The 17,510-nt window shown below is 36.1% G+C and carries 30 protein-coding genes; 24 read left to right on the forward strand and 6 right to left on the reverse strand.

The features are described 5' to 3' along the window. Positions 1-81 precede the first annotated feature (81 nt). Positions 82-168: a putative holin-like toxin gene (locus X953_RS20540; RefSeq protein ID WP_223280644.1), complete on the reverse strand. Its 87-nt coding sequence runs from the start codon at positions 166-168 to the stop codon at positions 82-84. Positions 169-411: 243 nt separating this feature from the next. Here X953_RS20540 and X953_RS07535 point away from each other — a divergent pair, with 243 nt between their 5' ends. From X953_RS07535 to gvpU, 16 genes are all read left to right on the forward strand, one after another. Continuing rightward, a complete protein-coding gene (locus X953_RS07535) occupies positions 412-984 on the forward strand; it encodes a GNAT family N-acetyltransferase (RefSeq protein WP_040955024.1) in 573 nt (190 codons plus the stop codon). 103 nt (positions 985-1,087) lie between these two features. Beyond that, the gene (locus X953_RS07540) at positions 1,088-1,348 is read left to right on the forward strand and encodes a transcriptional regulator SplA domain-containing protein (RefSeq protein WP_040955025.1); all 261 of its coding nucleotides are present in this window, start codon (positions 1,088-1,090) and stop codon (positions 1,346-1,348) included. Continuing rightward, positions 1,341-2,369, forward strand: a complete 1,029-nt coding sequence (gene splB / locus X953_RS07545) for a spore photoproduct lyase (protein WP_040955026.1) — start codon at positions 1,341-1,343, stop codon at positions 2,367-2,369. Before X953_RS07540 ends, splB begins: the two co-directional genes overlap by 8 nt. Positions 2,370-2,669: 300 nt before the next feature. Further along, entirely contained in the window at positions 2,670-3,155 is a 486-nt protein-coding gene (gene gvpT, locus X953_RS07550) for a GvpT/GvpP family gas vesicle accessory protein (protein ID WP_052350085.1), read from the forward strand. A gap of 15 nt (positions 3,156-3,170) precedes the next feature. Further along, positions 3,171-3,635: a gas vesicle protein GvpQ gene (gene gvpQ / locus X953_RS07555; RefSeq protein ID WP_040955027.1), complete on the forward strand. Its 465-nt coding sequence runs from the start codon at positions 3,171-3,173 to the stop codon at positions 3,633-3,635. 25 nt (positions 3,636-3,660) lie between these two features. Further along, positions 3,661-3,921, forward strand: coding sequence for a gas vesicle protein GvpJ (gvpJ, locus tag X953_RS07560; protein ID WP_040955028.1), 261 nt, complete (start codon positions 3,661-3,663; stop codon positions 3,919-3,921). 77 nt (positions 3,922-3,998) lie between these two features. Then, entirely contained in the window at positions 3,999-4,259 is a 261-nt protein-coding gene (gene gvpO, locus X953_RS07565; RefSeq protein ID WP_040955029.1) for a gas vesicle protein GvpO, read from the forward strand. Positions 4,260-4,281: 22 nt separating this feature from the next. Further along, the gene (gene gvpN, locus X953_RS07570) at positions 4,282-5,190 is read left to right on the forward strand and encodes a gas vesicle protein GvpN (RefSeq protein WP_040955030.1); all 909 of its coding nucleotides are present in this window, start codon (positions 4,282-4,284) and stop codon (positions 5,188-5,190) included. A gap of 27 nt (positions 5,191-5,217) precedes the next feature. Next, on the forward strand, positions 5,218-5,985 hold the full coding sequence (locus X953_RS07575) for a GvpL/GvpF family gas vesicle protein (RefSeq protein WP_040955031.1): 768 nt from the start codon (positions 5,218-5,220) through the stop codon (positions 5,983-5,985). Further along, a complete protein-coding gene (locus tag X953_RS07580; protein ID WP_040955032.1) occupies positions 5,985-6,245 on the forward strand; it encodes a gas vesicle protein GvpG in 261 nt (86 codons plus the stop codon). The genes X953_RS07575 and X953_RS07580 overlap by 1 nt, the downstream gene beginning before the upstream one ends. A 5-nt stretch (positions 6,246-6,250) precedes the next feature. Then, positions 6,251-7,069: a GvpL/GvpF family gas vesicle protein gene (locus tag X953_RS07585; protein ID WP_040955033.1), complete on the forward strand. Its 819-nt coding sequence runs from the start codon at positions 6,251-6,253 to the stop codon at positions 7,067-7,069. Positions 7,070-7,079: 10 nt separating this feature from the next. Then, positions 7,080-7,358 carry a gas vesicle protein gene (locus tag X953_RS07590; protein WP_040955034.1) on the forward strand — a complete coding sequence of 93 codons (279 nt, stop codon included), beginning with the start codon at positions 7,080-7,082 and terminating at the stop codon, positions 7,356-7,358. Continuing rightward, positions 7,324-7,608 carry a gas vesicle protein K gene (locus X953_RS07595; RefSeq protein ID WP_040955035.1) on the forward strand — a complete coding sequence of 95 codons (285 nt, stop codon included), beginning with the start codon at positions 7,324-7,326 and terminating at the stop codon, positions 7,606-7,608. Before X953_RS07590 ends, X953_RS07595 begins: the two co-directional genes overlap by 35 nt. A gap of 83 nt (positions 7,609-7,691) precedes the next feature. Beyond that, the gene (gene gvpJ / locus X953_RS07600; protein ID WP_040955036.1) at positions 7,692-8,027 is read left to right on the forward strand and encodes a gas vesicle protein; all 336 of its coding nucleotides are present in this window, start codon (positions 7,692-7,694) and stop codon (positions 8,025-8,027) included. Positions 8,028-8,030: 3 nt separating this feature from the next. Then, complete coding sequence (gvpT, locus tag X953_RS07605) at positions 8,031-8,825, forward strand: GvpT/GvpP family gas vesicle accessory protein (protein ID WP_040955037.1); 795 nt, start codon at positions 8,031-8,033, stop codon at positions 8,823-8,825. Positions 8,826-8,854: 29 nt separating this feature from the next. Continuing rightward, positions 8,855-9,262 carry a gas vesicle accessory protein GvpU gene (gene gvpU / locus X953_RS07610; protein WP_040955038.1) on the forward strand — a complete coding sequence of 136 codons (408 nt, stop codon included), beginning with the start codon at positions 8,855-8,857 and terminating at the stop codon, positions 9,260-9,262. A 52-nt stretch (positions 9,263-9,314) separates the two neighbouring features. Here gvpU and X953_RS07615 read toward each other — a convergent pair whose 3' ends face one another. Then, entirely contained in the window at positions 9,315-9,698 is a 384-nt protein-coding gene (locus tag X953_RS07615; protein ID WP_040955039.1) for a TIGR02328 family protein, read from the reverse strand. A 156-nt stretch (positions 9,699-9,854) separates the two neighbouring features. On the opposite strand from X953_RS07615, the gene X953_RS07620 reads away from it, so the two are divergent. Then, a complete protein-coding gene (locus X953_RS07620) occupies positions 9,855-10,511 on the forward strand; it encodes a DUF4396 domain-containing protein (RefSeq protein WP_040955040.1) in 657 nt (218 codons plus the stop codon). Positions 10,512-10,635: 124 nt separating this feature from the next. Further along, positions 10,636-10,833, forward strand: coding sequence for a hypothetical protein (locus X953_RS07625; RefSeq protein ID WP_040955041.1), 198 nt, complete (start codon positions 10,636-10,638; stop codon positions 10,831-10,833). A 179-nt stretch (positions 10,834-11,012) separates the two neighbouring features. On the opposite strand, the gene X953_RS07630 is transcribed toward X953_RS07625, so the two are convergent. Then, positions 11,013-11,195, reverse strand: coding sequence for a helix-turn-helix domain-containing protein (locus X953_RS07630; RefSeq protein ID WP_019378953.1), 183 nt, complete (start codon positions 11,193-11,195; stop codon positions 11,013-11,015). 304 nt (positions 11,196-11,499) lie between these two features. On the opposite strand from X953_RS07630, the gene X953_RS07635 reads away from it, so the two are divergent. Further along, positions 11,500-12,960 (forward strand): SulP family inorganic anion transporter, encoded by a 1,461-nt coding sequence (locus X953_RS07635; protein ID WP_040955042.1) that lies wholly within the window; start codon positions 11,500-11,502, stop codon positions 12,958-12,960. 28 nt (positions 12,961-12,988) lie between these two features. Continuing rightward, on the forward strand, positions 12,989-13,405 hold the full coding sequence (locus X953_RS07640) for a universal stress protein (RefSeq protein ID WP_040955043.1): 417 nt from the start codon (positions 12,989-12,991) through the stop codon (positions 13,403-13,405). A 127-nt stretch (positions 13,406-13,532) separates the two neighbouring features. Here X953_RS07640 and X953_RS07645 read toward each other — a convergent pair whose 3' ends face one another. After that, positions 13,533-14,138: a C39 family peptidase gene (locus tag X953_RS07645; protein WP_040955044.1), complete on the reverse strand. Its 606-nt coding sequence runs from the start codon at positions 14,136-14,138 to the stop codon at positions 13,533-13,535. 78 nt (positions 14,139-14,216) lie between these two features. Continuing rightward, entirely contained in the window at positions 14,217-14,606 is a 390-nt protein-coding gene (locus tag X953_RS07650; RefSeq protein ID WP_040955045.1) for a hypothetical protein, read from the reverse strand. Positions 14,607-14,748: 142 nt separating this feature from the next. On the opposite strand from X953_RS07650, the gene X953_RS07655 reads away from it, so the two are divergent. Together X953_RS07655 and X953_RS07660 are read left to right on the forward strand one after the other, a co-directional pair. Beyond that, a complete protein-coding gene (locus X953_RS07655) occupies positions 14,749-15,246 on the forward strand; it encodes a metallophosphoesterase (RefSeq protein ID WP_040955046.1) in 498 nt (165 codons plus the stop codon). 92 nt (positions 15,247-15,338) lie between these two features. Then, the gene (locus X953_RS07660) at positions 15,339-15,776 is read left to right on the forward strand and encodes an antibiotic biosynthesis monooxygenase (RefSeq protein ID WP_052350086.1); all 438 of its coding nucleotides are present in this window, start codon (positions 15,339-15,341) and stop codon (positions 15,774-15,776) included. A 101-nt stretch (positions 15,777-15,877) separates the two neighbouring features. On the opposite strand, the gene X953_RS19465 is transcribed toward X953_RS07660, so the two are convergent. Beyond that, a complete protein-coding gene (locus X953_RS19465) occupies positions 15,878-15,985 on the reverse strand; it encodes a YjcZ family sporulation protein (RefSeq protein WP_084715644.1) in 108 nt (35 codons plus the stop codon). Between the two features lie 177 nt (positions 15,986-16,162). Here X953_RS19465 and X953_RS20045 point away from each other — a divergent pair, with 177 nt between their 5' ends. Both X953_RS20045 and X953_RS07665 read left to right on the forward strand, forming a co-directional pair. Beyond that, the gene (locus X953_RS20045; RefSeq protein WP_198023328.1) at positions 16,163-16,324 is read left to right on the forward strand and encodes a hypothetical protein; all 162 of its coding nucleotides are present in this window, start codon (positions 16,163-16,165) and stop codon (positions 16,322-16,324) included. Between the two features lie 161 nt (positions 16,325-16,485). Continuing rightward, a complete protein-coding gene (locus X953_RS07665) occupies positions 16,486-17,340 on the forward strand; it encodes a PAS domain-containing protein (protein ID WP_084715645.1) in 855 nt (284 codons plus the stop codon). The last annotated feature ends 170 nt before the right edge of the window (positions 17,341-17,510 follow it).

Consider the following 17,510-nt stretch of genomic DNA (forward strand, 5'->3'; position numbering starts at 1 on the left):
ACGGTACAATAGCTAACCTTAAATAAAAGGGTGGCACAACGTTGAACTAATCCCTCTGGAGTCTCTAAAAGGCTAGAGGGGTTAGTTTTTGTCATTTTTATGGGCCATAATCAAGACAATCAAAGCCCCAAAAGAAATCATCAGAGTTAAAACTGATTCTACATCCATCCGGCATCACCCCCTTCATTAAGAACACCTAAGAGGTGACGTGTACCATACCCATCCATGGAAGCTAGTCTATTGTGTGTCTAATTATAACATAACCGATCATATGTTCCTATAAAAAAGTGTGAGTTTGGTTATAAATTTGCGAAATTAACATCTATTTATATGTTGCTTTTAAAAAAAGAGGAATTTTGAAATAAATAGAGAAGTATGATGTTATATATTTTAAATAGGGAGAGAAGTTAAATGACATTCCCCAAATTGAATACAATGCGTCTCCAACTTGTAGAAATCACAAAAAAACATACTGAAAATTATTATGCTATCTTATCAATGGATGAAGTGACTAAATATTATGGGATGGACCCGCTTAAAAACAAAAGTGACGCTTTAGGCATGATAAGGTCTTTTCATCAAAACTATGAAAGTAATCGTGGGATCCGTTGGGGAATCATTATAAGTGATACGCAAGAATTTGCTGGAACGGTAGGCTTAAATAATTTGAGTCTATGGAGTAAAAAAGCTGAAATAGGTTATGAATTGCATCCCAATTACTGGAATCAAGGATACATTACTGAAGCTGTGGAAGGAGTATTAAATTATGCATTCGATGAACTGCAATTATTCCGAATGGGGGCGGTTACATATCCGCAGAATACAGCATCAATAACTGTTCTTGAGAAGCTTGGCTTTCAGAGGGAAGGCCTGTTAAGAGGTTATTTATACCAAAATGATCAGTCTTATGACGCGAATATATTCTCTTTGTTAAAAAATGAATGGAAAGAAAACTTGGCAGAAAAAACTATTGAATCTCATTAGACTATATCCGTTGCTTATTTAATGGCAACGGTTTTTCTTTTTACATATTTTTTACTTTGTGAGGAACAATGATAGTAGATCATAAGAAAGCTAGGTGAAAAATGTGGATATAAATCAGTCATTTAATCCAGGGGAAATTGTTTATATTATTATTAGGAATCCCCATGCCCAGGATGTTGCACACATCCAACAGGCAGCAGTAGTGCAAAATCCGGAAGATACGAATTCATTAGCGTTATTTATTCATGAAACTTATTTTCCTCTAACAGAAGAATATGCGGTATTCCAAACAGAAGAAGACGCGGAAGCAGCTTATCAACAAGCATTTGGAACGCTGGATACAGGAGAAGAATTCTATGGTTAAACCGTTTGTACCGCAGCTCGTATATGTGGAACCAAAAGCCTTAGATTATCCTTTAGGAAAACAGTTAATAAAAAAATTTGAAGGTATGGGAATTGAAATACGTGAGACCACTTCCCATAATCAAATTCGCAATCTACCTGGTGACAATCATTTTCAAAAATACCGTACTGCAAAATCTACCTTGGTAGTAGGATTACGTAAAACATTAAAATTTGATACTTCCAAGCCTTCAGCTGAGTATGCTATTCCGTTTGCAACAGGATGTATGGGGCATTGTCATTACTGTTATCTCCAAACTACGATGGGAAGTAAGCCTTATATACGGACATATGTAAATGTAGAGGAAATTTTTGAAGCAGCGGAGGAATATATGAAAGAGCGTGCTCCAGAACCAACCCGTTTCGAGGCATCTTGTACATCAGATATCGTTGGAATTGATCACCTGACACATACACTAAAACGAGCCATTGAGTATTTTGGTGAATCTGAACATGGTCAGCTTCGATTTGTTACTAAGTTTGCCCATGTAGATCACTTACTGGATGCAAAGCATAATGGGAAAACTCGGTTTCGGTTTAGTATAAACGCTGAATACATTATTAAATATTTTGAACCTGGCACTTCCAGATTAAATGAGCGTATTGAAGCTGCTGTTAAAATTGCAGAAGCTGGCTATCCTTTAGGGTTTATTGTTGCGCCAATTTATCTCCATGAAGGTTGGCAGGAAGGATATAAGGAGATGTTTGAGAAATTGGAAGCAGTTCTTCCATCAAGCGCAAAAAAAGATTTAACCTTTGAGCTGATCCAACATCGATTTACAAAACCTGCTAAGCGAGTTATTCAAGAAAATTATCCTATGACTAAATTGGAACTTGATGAATCCAAACGGAAATGGAAATGGGGGCGTTATGGGATTGGTAAGTACGTGTATACGAATGAAGAGCAGGAAGATATAAAAGATACATTGGGCAGCTATATCCATACCTATTTTCCTGAAGCCAGAATTGAATATTTCACTTAAACCAACGTCACTATTGTGGCGTTTTTTGTTTTTAAACCTCTTATTGCAGTTGGGTTATCAAAAGGTAACAAAAACGTAATATTTTCGTCGAAAGTAAACATTTTTCAGCCAACCTCTATTAATTAAAGGGTTTGAATGTTACAGAAAAATACATGTTTGTTATATAAAGTGAAAATAATGGTAAGAAACTTCATTTTTAAATTTCCCGATGTTTGTGCTGTCCGGTTAAAGGCTATTCATTAATAAAATTTAATATCACCAAATGAAACCTTTAAATAAAAACGGAAAGCAGGTGTTTTAATGGCCGAGGAAACGGTAAACACAGAATCTGACAATCAATCAAATGAGGTTACAAGTCAGAATAACCAGTCAGATGAAAGGAATAAAAATGGTATATATCCTGCTGTCATTGGAGGAGTCGTTGGTGCAGGGGTAGGGTTACTTGCCAGCCCAGAAGTCAGTAAAAAGGTTGCTGGAAGAATTGGGCAATCGGAAGTCCTCCAAAGTGCGGGAAGAGAGTTACGTCGCACAGCTCAGGAAATGGTAACCGAACAAGCAATGATTATGTTGAAACAAAGTGCCACTAGTTCTTTGAGTAAATATCAACAGAAATTATTGGGTGATAGTCAGGCTGCAAGCTCATCCAATAATCCAAATAAAGAAAACGGCGCCGAAGATGAAGATAATCGGTACCAGGAGTTGAAGCAGGAGAACAAGGATTTAAACGATAACCTCGAGCGAATAGAGGATAAATTAAACACATTGTTAAAGGCGTTGGATAAATAAGGAAGGAGGTGGATGATGAGTAATAGTCCAATAAAAAAGACTGCCGGGAAATTAGCGAAAACGGCAGTGAAGAAAGCTCCAGATGAATGGAAAGAAAAAATAAAAGAAGAAGCAAAAGAAAAGTCAATCGAGAAAATAGAGAATAAAGTGCAGGATAAAGTATCTCAAGCATCAAATAACCTTGCTGAGGTTAAAGAGGAAAATGCGGATAAGGTTCAGAGTAACGCCGAGAGTGCAAAGGAAAAAACTCAGGATGCTTTGCTGGCTTTAAAGCAGAAATTGAAAAAAGCGAAAGAAGCAGGAGAAGAATTTCAAGAAAAAATTTCCTCAAACGATGAGGGAAAAGGAAATAAAGTGAAGGGTGCACACGAAATAAAAGGTGTTTCAAATATAAAAAGTGCAACCACTATCAAAGGTCCTGCAAATGTAAAAAAATCATCGGATGTAAAATCTATTACATCAATTAAAAAAATTGGGTAAACACATTTAGAGAGGAGAATGTAACATGGCTGTACAAAAGACTGCAGATAGTTCAAGTTTAGCAGAGGTGATTGATCGTATCCTTGATAAAGGGATTGTTATTGATGCGTATGCAAGAGTATCCGTTGTAGGTATTGAGATTTTAACCGTAGAAGCAAGAGTGGTTATTGCAAGTGTGGACACTTGGTTACGCTATGCGGAAGCTGTTGGCTTGCTTCGTGATGAGGTGGAAGAAGAAGGATTGCCAGAGCAAAGCAATGAAAGAAATGCACAGTTCAGTATTTAATGTAATTCCTATGAAGGGCTCATCCCTAAGAGGGTGATCCCTTCCACTTTTAAGAATAACTTATCAGGAGGAAGACAATGGAGATTAAAGAAGTCATGCAAAATGTAAATGATTTTTTTGAAGAGCATGTAGCTCCTCCTCATAAAATTACTGCAGTAGAAGCTGGTGAAGAGAAAGGGTGGAACCTCACACTGGAAGTAATTGAAGAGAAGGAATACATGAAAAAATATGCAAAAGACGAGATGCTAGGAATTTATGAAGTAGCAGTCAATAAGGATAAAGAAGTTACTTCTTTTAAACGGTTAGATATTCGATACCGCAGTAAAATTCAAAACTAAAGGAGTGACTGGAGGATGTAGAATGTCTTTTATTAAGAAAAGCAAAAATAATCGATCGAGTCAGTTGGTTGAGAGTGATAAAACAGAAATGTTGCTGAAGCGAACATTCAATTATTTGCAGGCAGGTTATTCAATTCATTTTACTGGCCCCGCTGGTACAGGTAAAACATCGATTGCACTTGCACTTGCCCGAAAAAGAAAGCGCCCAGTTATGCTAATTCACGGCAATCATGAAATGAACAACAGGGACTTAATTGGCGATTTTACTGGTTACACAAGTAAAAAAGTGATAGATCAATATGTACGTACTGTATACAAGAAAGAAGAAAGTGTATCAGAAACTTGGGAGAATGGGCGTTTACTGGAAGCTGCATTAAATGGATATACACTTGTTTATGATGAATTTACCCGCTCCCAACCAACAACAAATAATTTATTTCTATCTATCTTGGAAGAAGGAATTATCCCCCTTTATGGAACGAAGTCAATAAAACCATTTGCTCGTGTTCATCCAGCATTCGCAGTAATTTTCACAAGTAACCCAGCTGAATATGCTGGTGTTTATCAAACACAGGATGCATTATTGGATCGGTTGATTACGATACCTGTCTCGTATGATAAACCTGAAGAAGAGGCACATATTGTTGCAGAGAAAAGTGAGCTGGATAAAGAGGAAGCTTTATATATTAGTCAGTTGGTTGCAACGTTAAGAGAAAAGTGTAGTTACAATGATGGAAAAGGGCCAAGCCTAAGGTCCTCGCTAATGCTAGCAAGTCTAGCTTCAAAGCAAGACATACCTATCCAACCAGAAGATGAAGGTTTTCAACAATTGTGTTTAGACATTTTAACATATCCATTAAGTCAATGTCTGAATGAAGATGATGCACTAAAAGAGGCGAAAAAAGTAATTATGGAAGAATTGTCAAAGTAAAAGAAGCTAACAAGAGGAGAGAAAATAATGGAACAGCAAGCAGATACAGGTATCTATATATTTTGTGGGGTGGAAGCAACCAAAGAGGAAGATTTTGGATATGTAGAATTCGAAGGTGAGAAAAGGGCAATTTTTACAATTCATTACGAAAATGCAGCAATGGTGGCGACTGAAGTGCCAATGAAAATATATCACCCGAACAAGGAAAATCTAATGATGCATCAACAAGTTATTTCAAGAGTGATGGATAAGAATGATACGGTAATTCCTATTAGTTTTGGAAATGTATTTAAATCCAAGGGAGATGTAGAAATGCTTTTGCAAAATCTATATCCACAATTTACTGAACTGTTTCCTAAGATAAAAGGAAAAATAGAGCTTGGATTAAAAGTAATTGGGAAAAAAGAATGGTTGGAAAAACGAGTAAATCAGCATCCGGATATAGATGAAATGACAAAAACAGTACAAGCAAAGTCAAAAGAAGCTGGGTATTATGACAGAATAAAATTGGGTGGAAAAGCACAGGAATTATTTAACCAGCTGCAGAGCGAAGTCAAAGCAGATATCTTTGAACAATTGGAGAAAAAATCAGAAGCAGCCAAAGACAATGATCCAATTAGTGAGACAATGCTCCTAAACGCTTCTTTTTTAGTTGATCGAGAGAATGAGGAAGCGTTTGATGAAATGGTGAATGAAGCACATGATCGTTGGAAGGATCAGGTCGAATTTAATTATACAGGTCCTTGGCCTGCTTATAATTTTATTAATATACGTCTAACGGTGGAAGAAGCCTAATGCTTCACAAACTAGTTACCGGACCTTTGAATATGGTGAAAAAAGTAGGAGAGAAAATACAGGAAGAAGCGGATAAGGAGTTATATGACCTTCCAACCATTCAAAAGAAACTGGTACAGCTACAAATGAAATATGAACTGCAAGAGCTTCCAGAGGAAGAATATAAGCAACAAGAAGCTGAGCTTCTAGAACGCTATGAAATAGCAAAAAGAAAAGAACTTGAACAATGGGAAGCATTAACGAAACCTAAGGAAGAGTGATAGCAATGGAGAAAAAAGTATATTTATACGGTTTGATCCCAACAAGTGAATATGAAGAAAGTGTATTGCCGGAAAAAACAGGTTTTGATGAAAAGGAACCAATCTATGCTTTACCGTTGGACGAAATTACGGCGATTATATGTAACCTTGATGGCAATGTTTATACAGAGTCACTTATTGAGGAAAAGATGAATAATGATTTGGAATGGCTTCAGCACAAAGCATTTCATCACCATGAAGTGCTTATGCTATTAAATAAACTGTACACAGTTATTCCTTTATCCTTTTGTACGATTTACAACAATGAAGCTAGTTTAACTAAATCTATTTTATCCCAAATGGATAATCTGACGGAAACTATTTCTAGTATATATGGAAAAGAAGAGTGGAATGTGAAGGTTTTCTCCGATGATGAAATATTAAAAAAGAAGGTAAGCGAAAATAACCCAACTATAGAAGATAAAAGAAAAGAAATTAGTAGTCTATCACCAGGGAGACAGTTTTTTGAAAAAAAGAAACTCGACCAATTAGTAGAAAGGGAGCTGGAAAAAGAGAGAGAGCAGCTTTGTAGGCAAATCCATGATGATCTAACAACGTTTGCCGTTCAAGCAGATGTGAAAAAGAATTGGGACAAAAAAGCAACAGGACGGAAAGACAGCATGGGTTGGAATAGTGTTTATTTATTGGAGAAAAATGAAGTAACCCGGTTTTTGGATAAAGTAAAAACACGAGAACAAAAAATGGGTGAATTAGGCTTACAAATGGAAGCTACTGGTCCGTGGCCAGCATATCATTTCTCCCGTACGGGTCAGATGGAAAAGTGAGGGGATAGAGATGCCTTCTGTAAGAGAAACAATTGAAAACAAAGAAGTAGGATTAATTGATATTTTAGACGTCATTCTTGATAAAGGGGTTGCTATAAAAGGAGATTTAATCATTTCCATTGCCGGTGTAGACCTTGTCTATCTTGATTTACGTGTATTAATTTCTTCCGTAGAGACGTTAGTGCAATCCTATGAGAGTAATCGAAAGGATGTCACTTCTGATCAGTTCGATGAAGAAAGGAGGGCGTTAGTTGATGCAACCGGCCAGCCAAACAAATGGACGGATTAACTTGGATCCGGATAATGCAGAAGATGGTTTAGCACAGCTTGTTATGACTGTTATTGAATTACTCCGGCAAATAGTGGAAAGACATGCGATGAGACGGGTTGAAGGTGGAACGCTTTCTGATCAACAAATTGAAGATCTTGGCGTTGCTTTGATGAATTTGGAAGAGAAGATGGAAGAGCTGAAGGAAGTATTTGGCTTGGATGCAGAGGACTTGAATATTGATCTCGGCCCGTTAGGAAATTTATTATAAGCTGCAAAAAACTGCTAAAGTAATTTTTCTAATAGGAAAAACGAAGTCAATTAAAAATTGAATTATACGAAAGGAGGAACATCATGGCTGTTGAACATCCTATGCAATCGAGTACGATTGTTGATGTACTGGAAAAAGTATTGGACAAAGGAGTAGTTATAGCCGGTGATATTCGTGTAGGTATTGCGGATGTAGAACTACTGACAATAAAAATACGTTTGATTGTAGCATCTGTAGACAAAGCTAAAGAAATTGGTATGGACTGGTGGGAAACTGATCCTTATTTAAGTTCAAAGGCAAATGAAAACACTCAAGCATTAGAGGAAGAAAACAAATTACTAAAGGATCGGCTTGATGCACTTGAGAATCAAATGACTACCAATAATAGAATAGCCACAGAATCAAATACGGAGGGATAAAAAATGACTGAAGAAAACAAACAGAACGAAACAGAGCTTACTAACAATGAGGAAGCAAACAAAAAAAACAACCCTATTGGGAGAGCAGCAGCCGGTGGTATACTTGGTGCCGCAGTTGGTTATATGTCAGCTGAAGAAAATCGCCAGAAACTAACCAAGGCTGTAAATGAGAAAAGCTCTGATCTGGGTTCGAAAACTAAAAATAAATGGAAGCAATTAAAAGATTCAAGTAAGGATAAAACAAGTCAGGCACTCAAGGATGTAAAAACATCTACCGTAAATATGTTCTCTAAAAAAGACCAGGAAGATGATAAAGAAAATGGGGAGGACCAGGATCAATCTGATCAACAGGCAGAAGAAAATGAAGAAACCTACGAAAATTTAAAACAGGAGAATCAACAACTGACAAATCGCTTGGATAATTTAGAGGAAAAAATGAACAAGCTATTGGAAGTAAGTGGTGCTAATTCAGAGGACGCTGAGCAAAAGGAATCAGATGAAGAAACTGAGGAAAATGATTTGACTTCTGAAGAGGAGCAAGAACAAGAGGGTACGGACCGCTCTGAAGAGGAAGATAGCCAAGAAGATAAAGAGTCAGATATAAAAAAGAAAGAAAATAAAAAAGAAGAGAAGGCTACTAATAAGAAATCTAGCACAAATAAAAAAGGGAAGAAAGATAAACAGAAGGAAGAGAGTAATAAACAAGCCAGCAAGAATAAAGATGGCAATACACCGAAAGAAGCAGACGCTGAGGAAGAAGAAACAGCATTAACTAAAAATGATGATACTTCAGCATAGTACTATAAATAGAGCAGGGAGAGATAGCAATGAGTGAAAATTCGAAGGATAATATTTTGGAGTTTTTCGTAACAGCTGCAAATAAACATGATTTTGAACTGGATATTTCCTTGCTGGTTCATGGAGCTATTGTAACGGGTACACTAATTTCTGCTACAGAGTATTTTGATAATATGAGTCAATCCTTTGAGGATGGTAGCGAAATCTCTCAGAAAGTAAGTCAGCAGCTTTCACAAGCAGGTGAGTCAGTCGATTCCGGTAATCAACAAGAAGTAAATTATATTCATTTAAAAAATACAAAGATTTATTGTGGTGACAGTAAACCCACTCCGTCAAAAGGAGAAATTTTATGGCGTGGTAAGCTAGTAGAAGTTGATAGTTTTTTCTTGGGAAGAATAGCTGAGCCTAAGTCCAAAAGCAAAAATGATGATAAATAATCAAAAACGCATCTCCCGCTCAATATTGGAGGTGCGTTTTGAAGGTTAAAGCTCAATTGTAATCCAACTCAATTCCTTTTTCTTTTAGATTTTCAATGCATTCTTGTAAATATTTTTGGTTATGCTCACCATATATAGGGGAACTAGCTTTTTGATGTTGCTCTTTTATTTCTGTTTCATCATAAGGTGAGCAGCTTTTCCCTCGATATGCCGGATGCTCCCATAATCGGTCAATTTGATAACCACGACGTTTCATTTCAGTGATAATCTTCATATGATAGTTGTAAAGCAGATAAGGTGAATAGTTGAACACATAGTTTACTGTGCTATGTTTCTTCCCCCATCCATTTCCTCTTAACGCACAGCATTCCCTATGCTGGCCAAGTAATTGCTGACGAGGTAAATATGTAATTAAATCTTCATGCCAAAGGCGCATCCTGCATTCTCCTTATATATATTTGTTGATAGTTACTTATGTTTTGACATAGATATTAGCTATATAGAGAATACCCTATATGGCTAACGTTTAATCATATCCGTTACGGGTATGTTTTACTATACTAATTTTTACTTATTGTATGGAGGTGATCGTTTGCTAACAACGATTTCTTGGATTGCTCTAGGAATCGGTATAATTAGTTCCATCATCATTATCATTGATGTAATGAAACATCCGCAAATGATGACCATTATGAATGTGGTGTGGCCAATTAATGGCTGGTTTTTTGGGCCATTTGCCATATGGAGTTATTTTAAGTGGGGTAGATTAAAGGCAAAGGATTATGATGGAGAAGATAATAGAGGCAAAGGTGCCCAAGTATTCATGTCAACAAGTCATTGTTCATCAGGCTGTACGCTTGGCGATGCTGCAGGTGTCCCAATAGTCATGTTGACAGGCTTTACACTGCTCGGCACAACTTTATTTGCACATTATGTAGTCCAGTTCACATTAGCATATATTTTTGGGATTCTTTTTCAATTTTATGCTATCTATCCAATGTATAAAGAAGCAGGAGTAATGGAGAATTTAAAAAATGCTATTAAAGCTGATACATGGTCATTAATTATGTTTGAAATTGGCATGTTTGGTTGGATGGCAATTGTTCATTATGTCTTATTTGCTCAGCCACCAAAACCTACTGAAGCAACATACTGGTTTATGATGCAAATTGCCATGATACTCGGTTTCCTCACTAGTTATCCCGCAAATTGGATTTTAGTTAAAAAAGGAATTAAAGAAGAAATGTAAGTAACATAGCTCATTGGGGGACTCCCAATGAGCTTTTTATATAATAGTCATTTCCATAAAACACCTCGCTCATGAATGAATTTTACTTTAAAGGATAAAATAATCCATAAATGGAGGTTAGTATATGAGCGAAGAAAATATGTCTAATTTGAACGAAGATCCACTTATGAAGCAAGCACAGCAATCAGGCTTAACGTACAATCAAGCAAAAGAATTTATTGCTAAAACTACTGGTGGTCACGGTACTAATATTTATAGCAATACCAATGTGGAAGAAGTGAAAAGAAAGAATCAGGAGTCCATGGATAACCGAACTACATGAACAATGGTGACACTACATGAAAACGATCATTCTCATTATAGATGATCGCTTTATATTTTATCCTTTCAGCTTAATCGGCAGTGAAAAAGCTTATCCACCGCACTAATGCCTAATAAAAATGGAAGGCAGTGTTTCCTGCCTTCCCCATCAAATCAATCCTGTAAAAATTGGACGTCTTTCTATAGACGTTCTCCGTTTTTCAATCGTTCGATAAATTCATTTAAGTCCTCTTTTTTTACTCTCCAATGTCTTCCAATTTTAAATCCAGGAATCTTTCCTTCCTGAACAAGCTTATATGTCGTCATTTCACTGAGTTGCAGATATTCAGCCACCTGTGAAACAGTCATAATTTCCGGTGTCATTTAGGTCGCCTCCAAACAATTAACCTATAGTTATCATATCATAAAGTTATTGTCTTTTTACAAAAATAATAAATAAATAGACTCCATTATAAATGGTTATAAATGAGTATAAGGTATTGTGTGTTTAATAAAATATAGGCGTTAAATGAAGAAAATAAAAGAAAACGGGCGTATTTTGACAATGACAGCGCTTTACAGACGTTTGGTAATCTTTCTGCCATATGGTATGATTCATTTTGTTGTACACGGAACATGCTTTTGTGATGCACAAAAGTTAACTTTTAAATGAAAAAGAGGTGCTGTATTGAATACGCAAAAATTGACACAGGAATGGTTTGGCAATATAAGGGGAGATATCCTATCAGGTATTGTTGTAGCATTGGCATTAATACCAGAAGCAATTGCATTTTCCATTATCGCTGGGGTTGACCCTATGGTTGGATTGTATGCTTCCTTCTGTATTGCGGTGGTTATTGCAATAGTAGGTGGGCGTCCGGGAATGATATCTGCAGCTACAGGTGCCATGGCATTATTGATGGTTACATTGGTTGCTGAGCATGGCTTGCAATATTTATTTGCCGCAACAATCTTAACAGGAATCTTTCAAATATTATTTGGAGTTTTTAAACTTGCTAGAGTAATGAAGTTCGTACCACGTTCGGTGATGGTAGGCTTTGTTAATTCGCTTGCAATATTAATATTTACCGCCCAGCTACAACATTTTGTAGGAGAAAGCTGGATTATGTATGCATTAGTTGCATTGACATTGGCAATTATTTATATTTTTCCGCGCATTACTAAAGCTGTGCCATCGACACTTGTAGCAATTATAGTAGTTACTGCCATTGCAATTTATGGTAATTTAAATGTAGGTACTGTAGGTGATATGGGTGCACTTACACAGGAACTACCTGTCTTCCTAATTCCTTCTATACCGTTTACTTGGGAGACTTTAACGATTATCCTTCCTTATTCCTTGTCATTAGCGATTGTTGGTCTATTAGAATCTTTATTGACTGCTAATATTGTAGATGATGCGACGGATACAGAAAGTGACAAAAACAGAGAAAGCCGTGGCCAGGGTATTGCAAATATTGTGGCTGGATTCTTTGGCGGAATGGCCGGTTGTGCGATGATTGGTCAATCTGTTATTAACGTAAAATCAGGTGGAAGAGGTCGTTTATCTGCTTTGGTGGCAGGTGGATTTCTCATGTTTCTCATTATTGTAATGGGAGGACTTGTTGTACAGATTCCAATGGCTGCGTTGGCTGGTGTAATGATTATGGTATCTATAAGTACATTTGACTGGGCATCTGTGAAAAACTTAAATAAACTACCCCGTACTGACGCACTTGTTATGGTGACAACTGTAGGGATTGTACTTGCAACTCATAATCTTTCTATAGGTGTATTAGCAGGAGTGTTATTAAGTGCTATTTTCTTTGCGGCAAAAATTTCACGCGTAAAAGTGACAGAGGAATTAGTGGATAATGATCAGAAAAAAATCTACCATGTGAATGGCCAATTATTTTTTGCATCTGTAAACGATTTTCCCAAAAAGTTTAATTATATGGATATAGTTAATGAGGTTGAAATAGATTTAAGTAATGCACATCTTTGGGATGATTCTGCAGTCGGTGCTTTAGACAGAATAGAAATGAAATTTGAACAGAATGGTATCCAAGTTTCTTACCGAGGATTAAATGAAGAAAGTATGCATTTGAAAAAGCAAATAGGTGGATTATCAAAAGCATCTGGACATTAATTTTATAATTTAAAACGAGGTGAAGAATATGTTCAAACGGATAGTTTTAGCTGCCGATGGCTCGGAAAATTCTATTCGCTCTGCAAATTATGCAGTTGAATTAGCGAACAAATTTTCAGGTATCATTCAGGTGATTTATGTGGTAGACGGTCAAACCTCAAAAGAGGATGTATTGCACAGCAATAGCAAGTTTGAAATTGAGCAAAAAAGGAAAGAGAAGATTTATAAGGTAGAATACTTACTCAAGCAGTCTGGAGTAGAATACGAGGTTCATATTCTTCACGGTGATCCAGGTCCTACCATTATTAAGTTTACTCAAGAACAGGACGTGGATTGCGTCGTAATTGGAAGCAGAGGTCTTAATAAATTACAGACAATGATCCTTGGCAGTGTTAGTCATAAAGTAGCTAAACGTGTCACCTGTCCTGTACTAATTGTAAAATAGAATACGTAATATGTATTTACAAAAACCAGGTTCGCATGAAGAACCTGGTTTTATTTTTGAAGCTTAAACAGTAGTAGAAGAGTATAATCACTAGCTGTTATTTGTTTAAAAATTGTTTATTTCAACTTTATTTAGCAATACTAATTGCCCGCCTTCCAAGAGAAGACCAGTTTTCTTCAAAGTTAATTCGATCATACGCTTCTTGCTTACCTGTGTCTGGGTCATTAACGAACACATACTTTTCGTTAAATCCGACCATGGTTACGGCGTGCTCATATCGGTACCAATCTATTTTATGGCCATTTTTATCATACCAAGATTTGCTATGGAAGGTTTTTTGCTGCTTAAGTGTAGTCCAAGCCATAACTGGTTGGCCTTCTTTTAGATAATTGATCAAGGTCTTAAATGGCTTTCCAGTTAAATTCATTCCTTTTCCGGGGAGGAAATTTTCTACTACATCTAGGATTGGCTTTTCAAATACCCCAAAACTAGAGTCTTCGGAATAAGGGTCTCCTACAAATTCTTCATTTGGGTTAGCCCCATACCAATTCCCATCCACCAGATGAACTTTTTCACCTTTCTTTAGTGTATTTGCGACCATGAATTTATCTACCTTGACATCAGCCCAACGCAATAACATGGAAAGCGCAGTTGCTTCACATCCTGTTGGCAAATCCGGATACTGATAATCAATAGGTACGCTGGAAATTATACTATTCTCTTGTTTACTCATTTCATCTTCCCCCAATTTGATCATACTTTCAGGTTATCTCAATAATCACTTTTTGGAAAGTAAATGATAAGTAACAAGTTAGCTTTCTAATATGTCTTTTATTATTTCAAGATGGAAGGCAGCCCACGCCTTCTCTTTAAAGTGAAATAGAACACTGAGGGTAAGTAAAATCATATATACTGAAGCAAAACTTACCCATAGAAGATTTCCGTTTCCAAATAATATTTCTTCCACTTTTCCAGAAAAGAGAAACAAAAGCCAAGGAATAGCGGATACGAAAATAGGGATTATGCCAGTTCCATTCTGTTCTTTTATCATGCGATAGTAAATGAGTTGAAGTGTCTCTCGGTCAAGACTTTCATAATAAGCCTTAATTTCTGCGGTTTCTGAAATGTCTTTATGTGTTTTACTATTTTTGTTCTTTAATTGCAAATAAATTTTATGAGCATCGCCTCGAAAAGAAAACAATGATTGAATTCCCCCTTATTTCCAATGCTGAAATTTCTTTGTTATTGAAAATTATTCTTGTTTAGTGTTAACTGAAGATGAAAAGTCATACAAGCTAACTCTCTTTACCATTTCATGGTGCAATATTGGAAGGTGGAATAAAATGAAAATTATCGTAACTGGAGATACACATATATCCGGAAAACCAGTCCAGCTGCCACTAAGTTTAATAAATGCTTGCAAATCAGCCGATCTTATTATTCACACTGGTGACTGGAAATCAATGGAAGTTTATCATCTGCTTCGTCAGTATGCAGAGGTTAAAGGGGTTTATGGCAATATTGATTCACATGACATAACTTCAAACTTTCCTGACAAACAACTAATAGAAGTAAATGGATTTCAAATAGGGATTGTACATGGACATGGGGAAAAAAAGACGACTGAGCAAAGAGCATTACAAGCATTTACAGAAGAAAGCCCGGATGCTATTATTTTTGGCCATTCACATATTCCCTTAATCCGCTATTTTAAAAAGACTTTATTAATGAACCCAGGGTCTCCTACGTCTAAGCGTACTCTGCCTTATTTTTCATATGGGGTTCTGGAAATAGATAAAAATATCCACGCGGAAATCCACTTTTTTAGCAAAGAAGAGTAGTTAATTAAATGAAAAAGTGAGTTAACCTTAAAATAAAAGGAACAATTAGTTTTTTTATAAAAATATTATATATGAATAGGGGAAGATGAAAATTGGAAATAATTATGAATTCTTTGGAAAGCGATGCTAAAGTAGTTATTGGAGAAAGAAACAATCATATGTCAATAGATGAGAACATGTATGAAATTATTGATCAGTCAGGAGCATTGATAAATAGTGGCGTTATTGTATTAAACAATGTACCGGTGTTTCATGAGGCGAGAGAGAAGTTTGAGCAGAGGTTTCTTAATAGACCGAAAAGGATTGAAACGGTGGATGGTTTTGTTGCGATTAGGGTTATGAAACCGCTCGAAGGAGATACTTATACGATTCTAACTCAATGGGATTCGGAAAATTCCTTTAGGGGCTGGCAACAATCAAAAGCATACCAACTTGCTCATAAAAATAGGGGGACAAAACAAGGCATTGATCAGCAAGAAAATGTCCTGAAAGGAAAAACAAACTACCATGTTTATCAAGTTGGCAGCTAACCTTTTTTGTTCCTATCTGTTACCATGCTTCTGATTAAGTAATCCTTTATTTAAGAAGAAGTGAAGATGAATATCTTCACTTCACTTTCTTATCGGTACTTTTAGTAGCCGTTGCCTACATATGAAGCACCAATAATAATTAACAAAATAAACAACACAACGATCAAGGCAAAGCCTCCACCGTAGCCATATCCTGCATTTGAACCCATAATGAAAACCTCCTTTATCTCAGGATAATAGCAATATATGTATACAACGTCAGATGTGATATAGGCGGATATACTAACAATGAAGAATAGAACAAAAGCTTAAGCATGTCTTTCTTACATAGTTATTGTGGTAAAGGGAATAATAATCACGAATCAAAGATAACAGGAGGAATATTCATGTCTGAGGCTAATAAAAATCGCAATAAAGATAAAAGCACACAAAATAATCGAAATAAGTTTAATAAACAACGAGAATACGATGTAGAAATTGCAGAGGATACCGAGTTTTTGAATTTGGATAACAAGAAGAATAAACGTAGCGGAAGAAACAAAGATTAAGTATTTGCTTAAAGCCGGAATATGGATGTTATTCCGGCTTTTTAGTTGATAGGAGACAACAAAATATACAACTATAGAATTTATAACCTACTCCCATTGTATAAGAAATGATGTATATGCTAATATAAAAGACATGTAGAATGTACGTGAGGGGGGACGATATGGACATAACAGGGAAAAATTTACACTTGTTTGAAAAAGCATTAAATTTCACCAAAGTTGGTCTTGTTATTACTGATCCGGCACAAGCAGATAATCCAATCATATTTGTAAATGATGGTTTTGTAAACATGACAGGATATTCGAGGGAAGAAATAGTAGGACATAATTGCCGCTTTTTACAGGGTGTGGATACGAATATAGAAAGTGTGCAAAAAGTTCGAGAGGCAATTAAAAATGAGATGTCCATTACTATACAGCTCTATAATTATAAAAAAGACGGTACAGGGTTCTGGAATGAGTTGTCAATTGATCCCATGTGGTTAGAAGAAGAACAGAAGCTGTATTTTGTTGGTGTTCAAAAGGATGTAACAATTGAAAAAGAACAATCAAGATTACTAGATAATACTTTAAAGGAAATGGAACTTGTATCTACTCCGATTGTCCCAATCACTAATAATGCCTCTATTTTACCAATTATAGGAGACTTTAATGATAATCGGTATGAAATCATGTTTAATAAAGTTTCTTCCTATTTGGAAACGGCAGAGGAGGATTATCTTATAGTAGATTTATCCGGTTTGCATGAAGTAGATACATACATAGCTTCCAAATTTTTAAAGTTACAACAATTGGTTTCTTTAATGGGAAAAGAGTTGGTTGTAGCAGGTATGCGTCCTGATTTAGCAGTTAAAACAACAAGTATTCAAGGAAGCTTCACTAACCTATCCACATTTCATAACGTAAAACAGCTATTGAATATTTACAAAGAAAGTAAAAAAAGCTTTGCAGTGTTAATGGACCTGCAAAGCTTTTTTATAACAAACGTATATTTTTGTTTCTACTATTTATGTTAAGGTTATGCAATGATTCTCAAATTAGATAAACTACGAAGTAATTTGTGGCGGATGGAGTAATTAATTTTATAGAAGAAGCACCCATTGATTTGCGTTCCAAGCGGACGCTTTCCGCCGGCATGGCCTCAGCCGCTTCCTCCGCTACGCTCCGTCCAGGGTCTTCGCCTCAT

The sequence above is a fragment of the Virgibacillus sp. SK37 genome, from assembly GCF_000725285.1.
Lineage (GTDB): Bacteria > Bacillota > Bacilli > Bacillales > Amphibacillaceae > Virgibacillus_Q.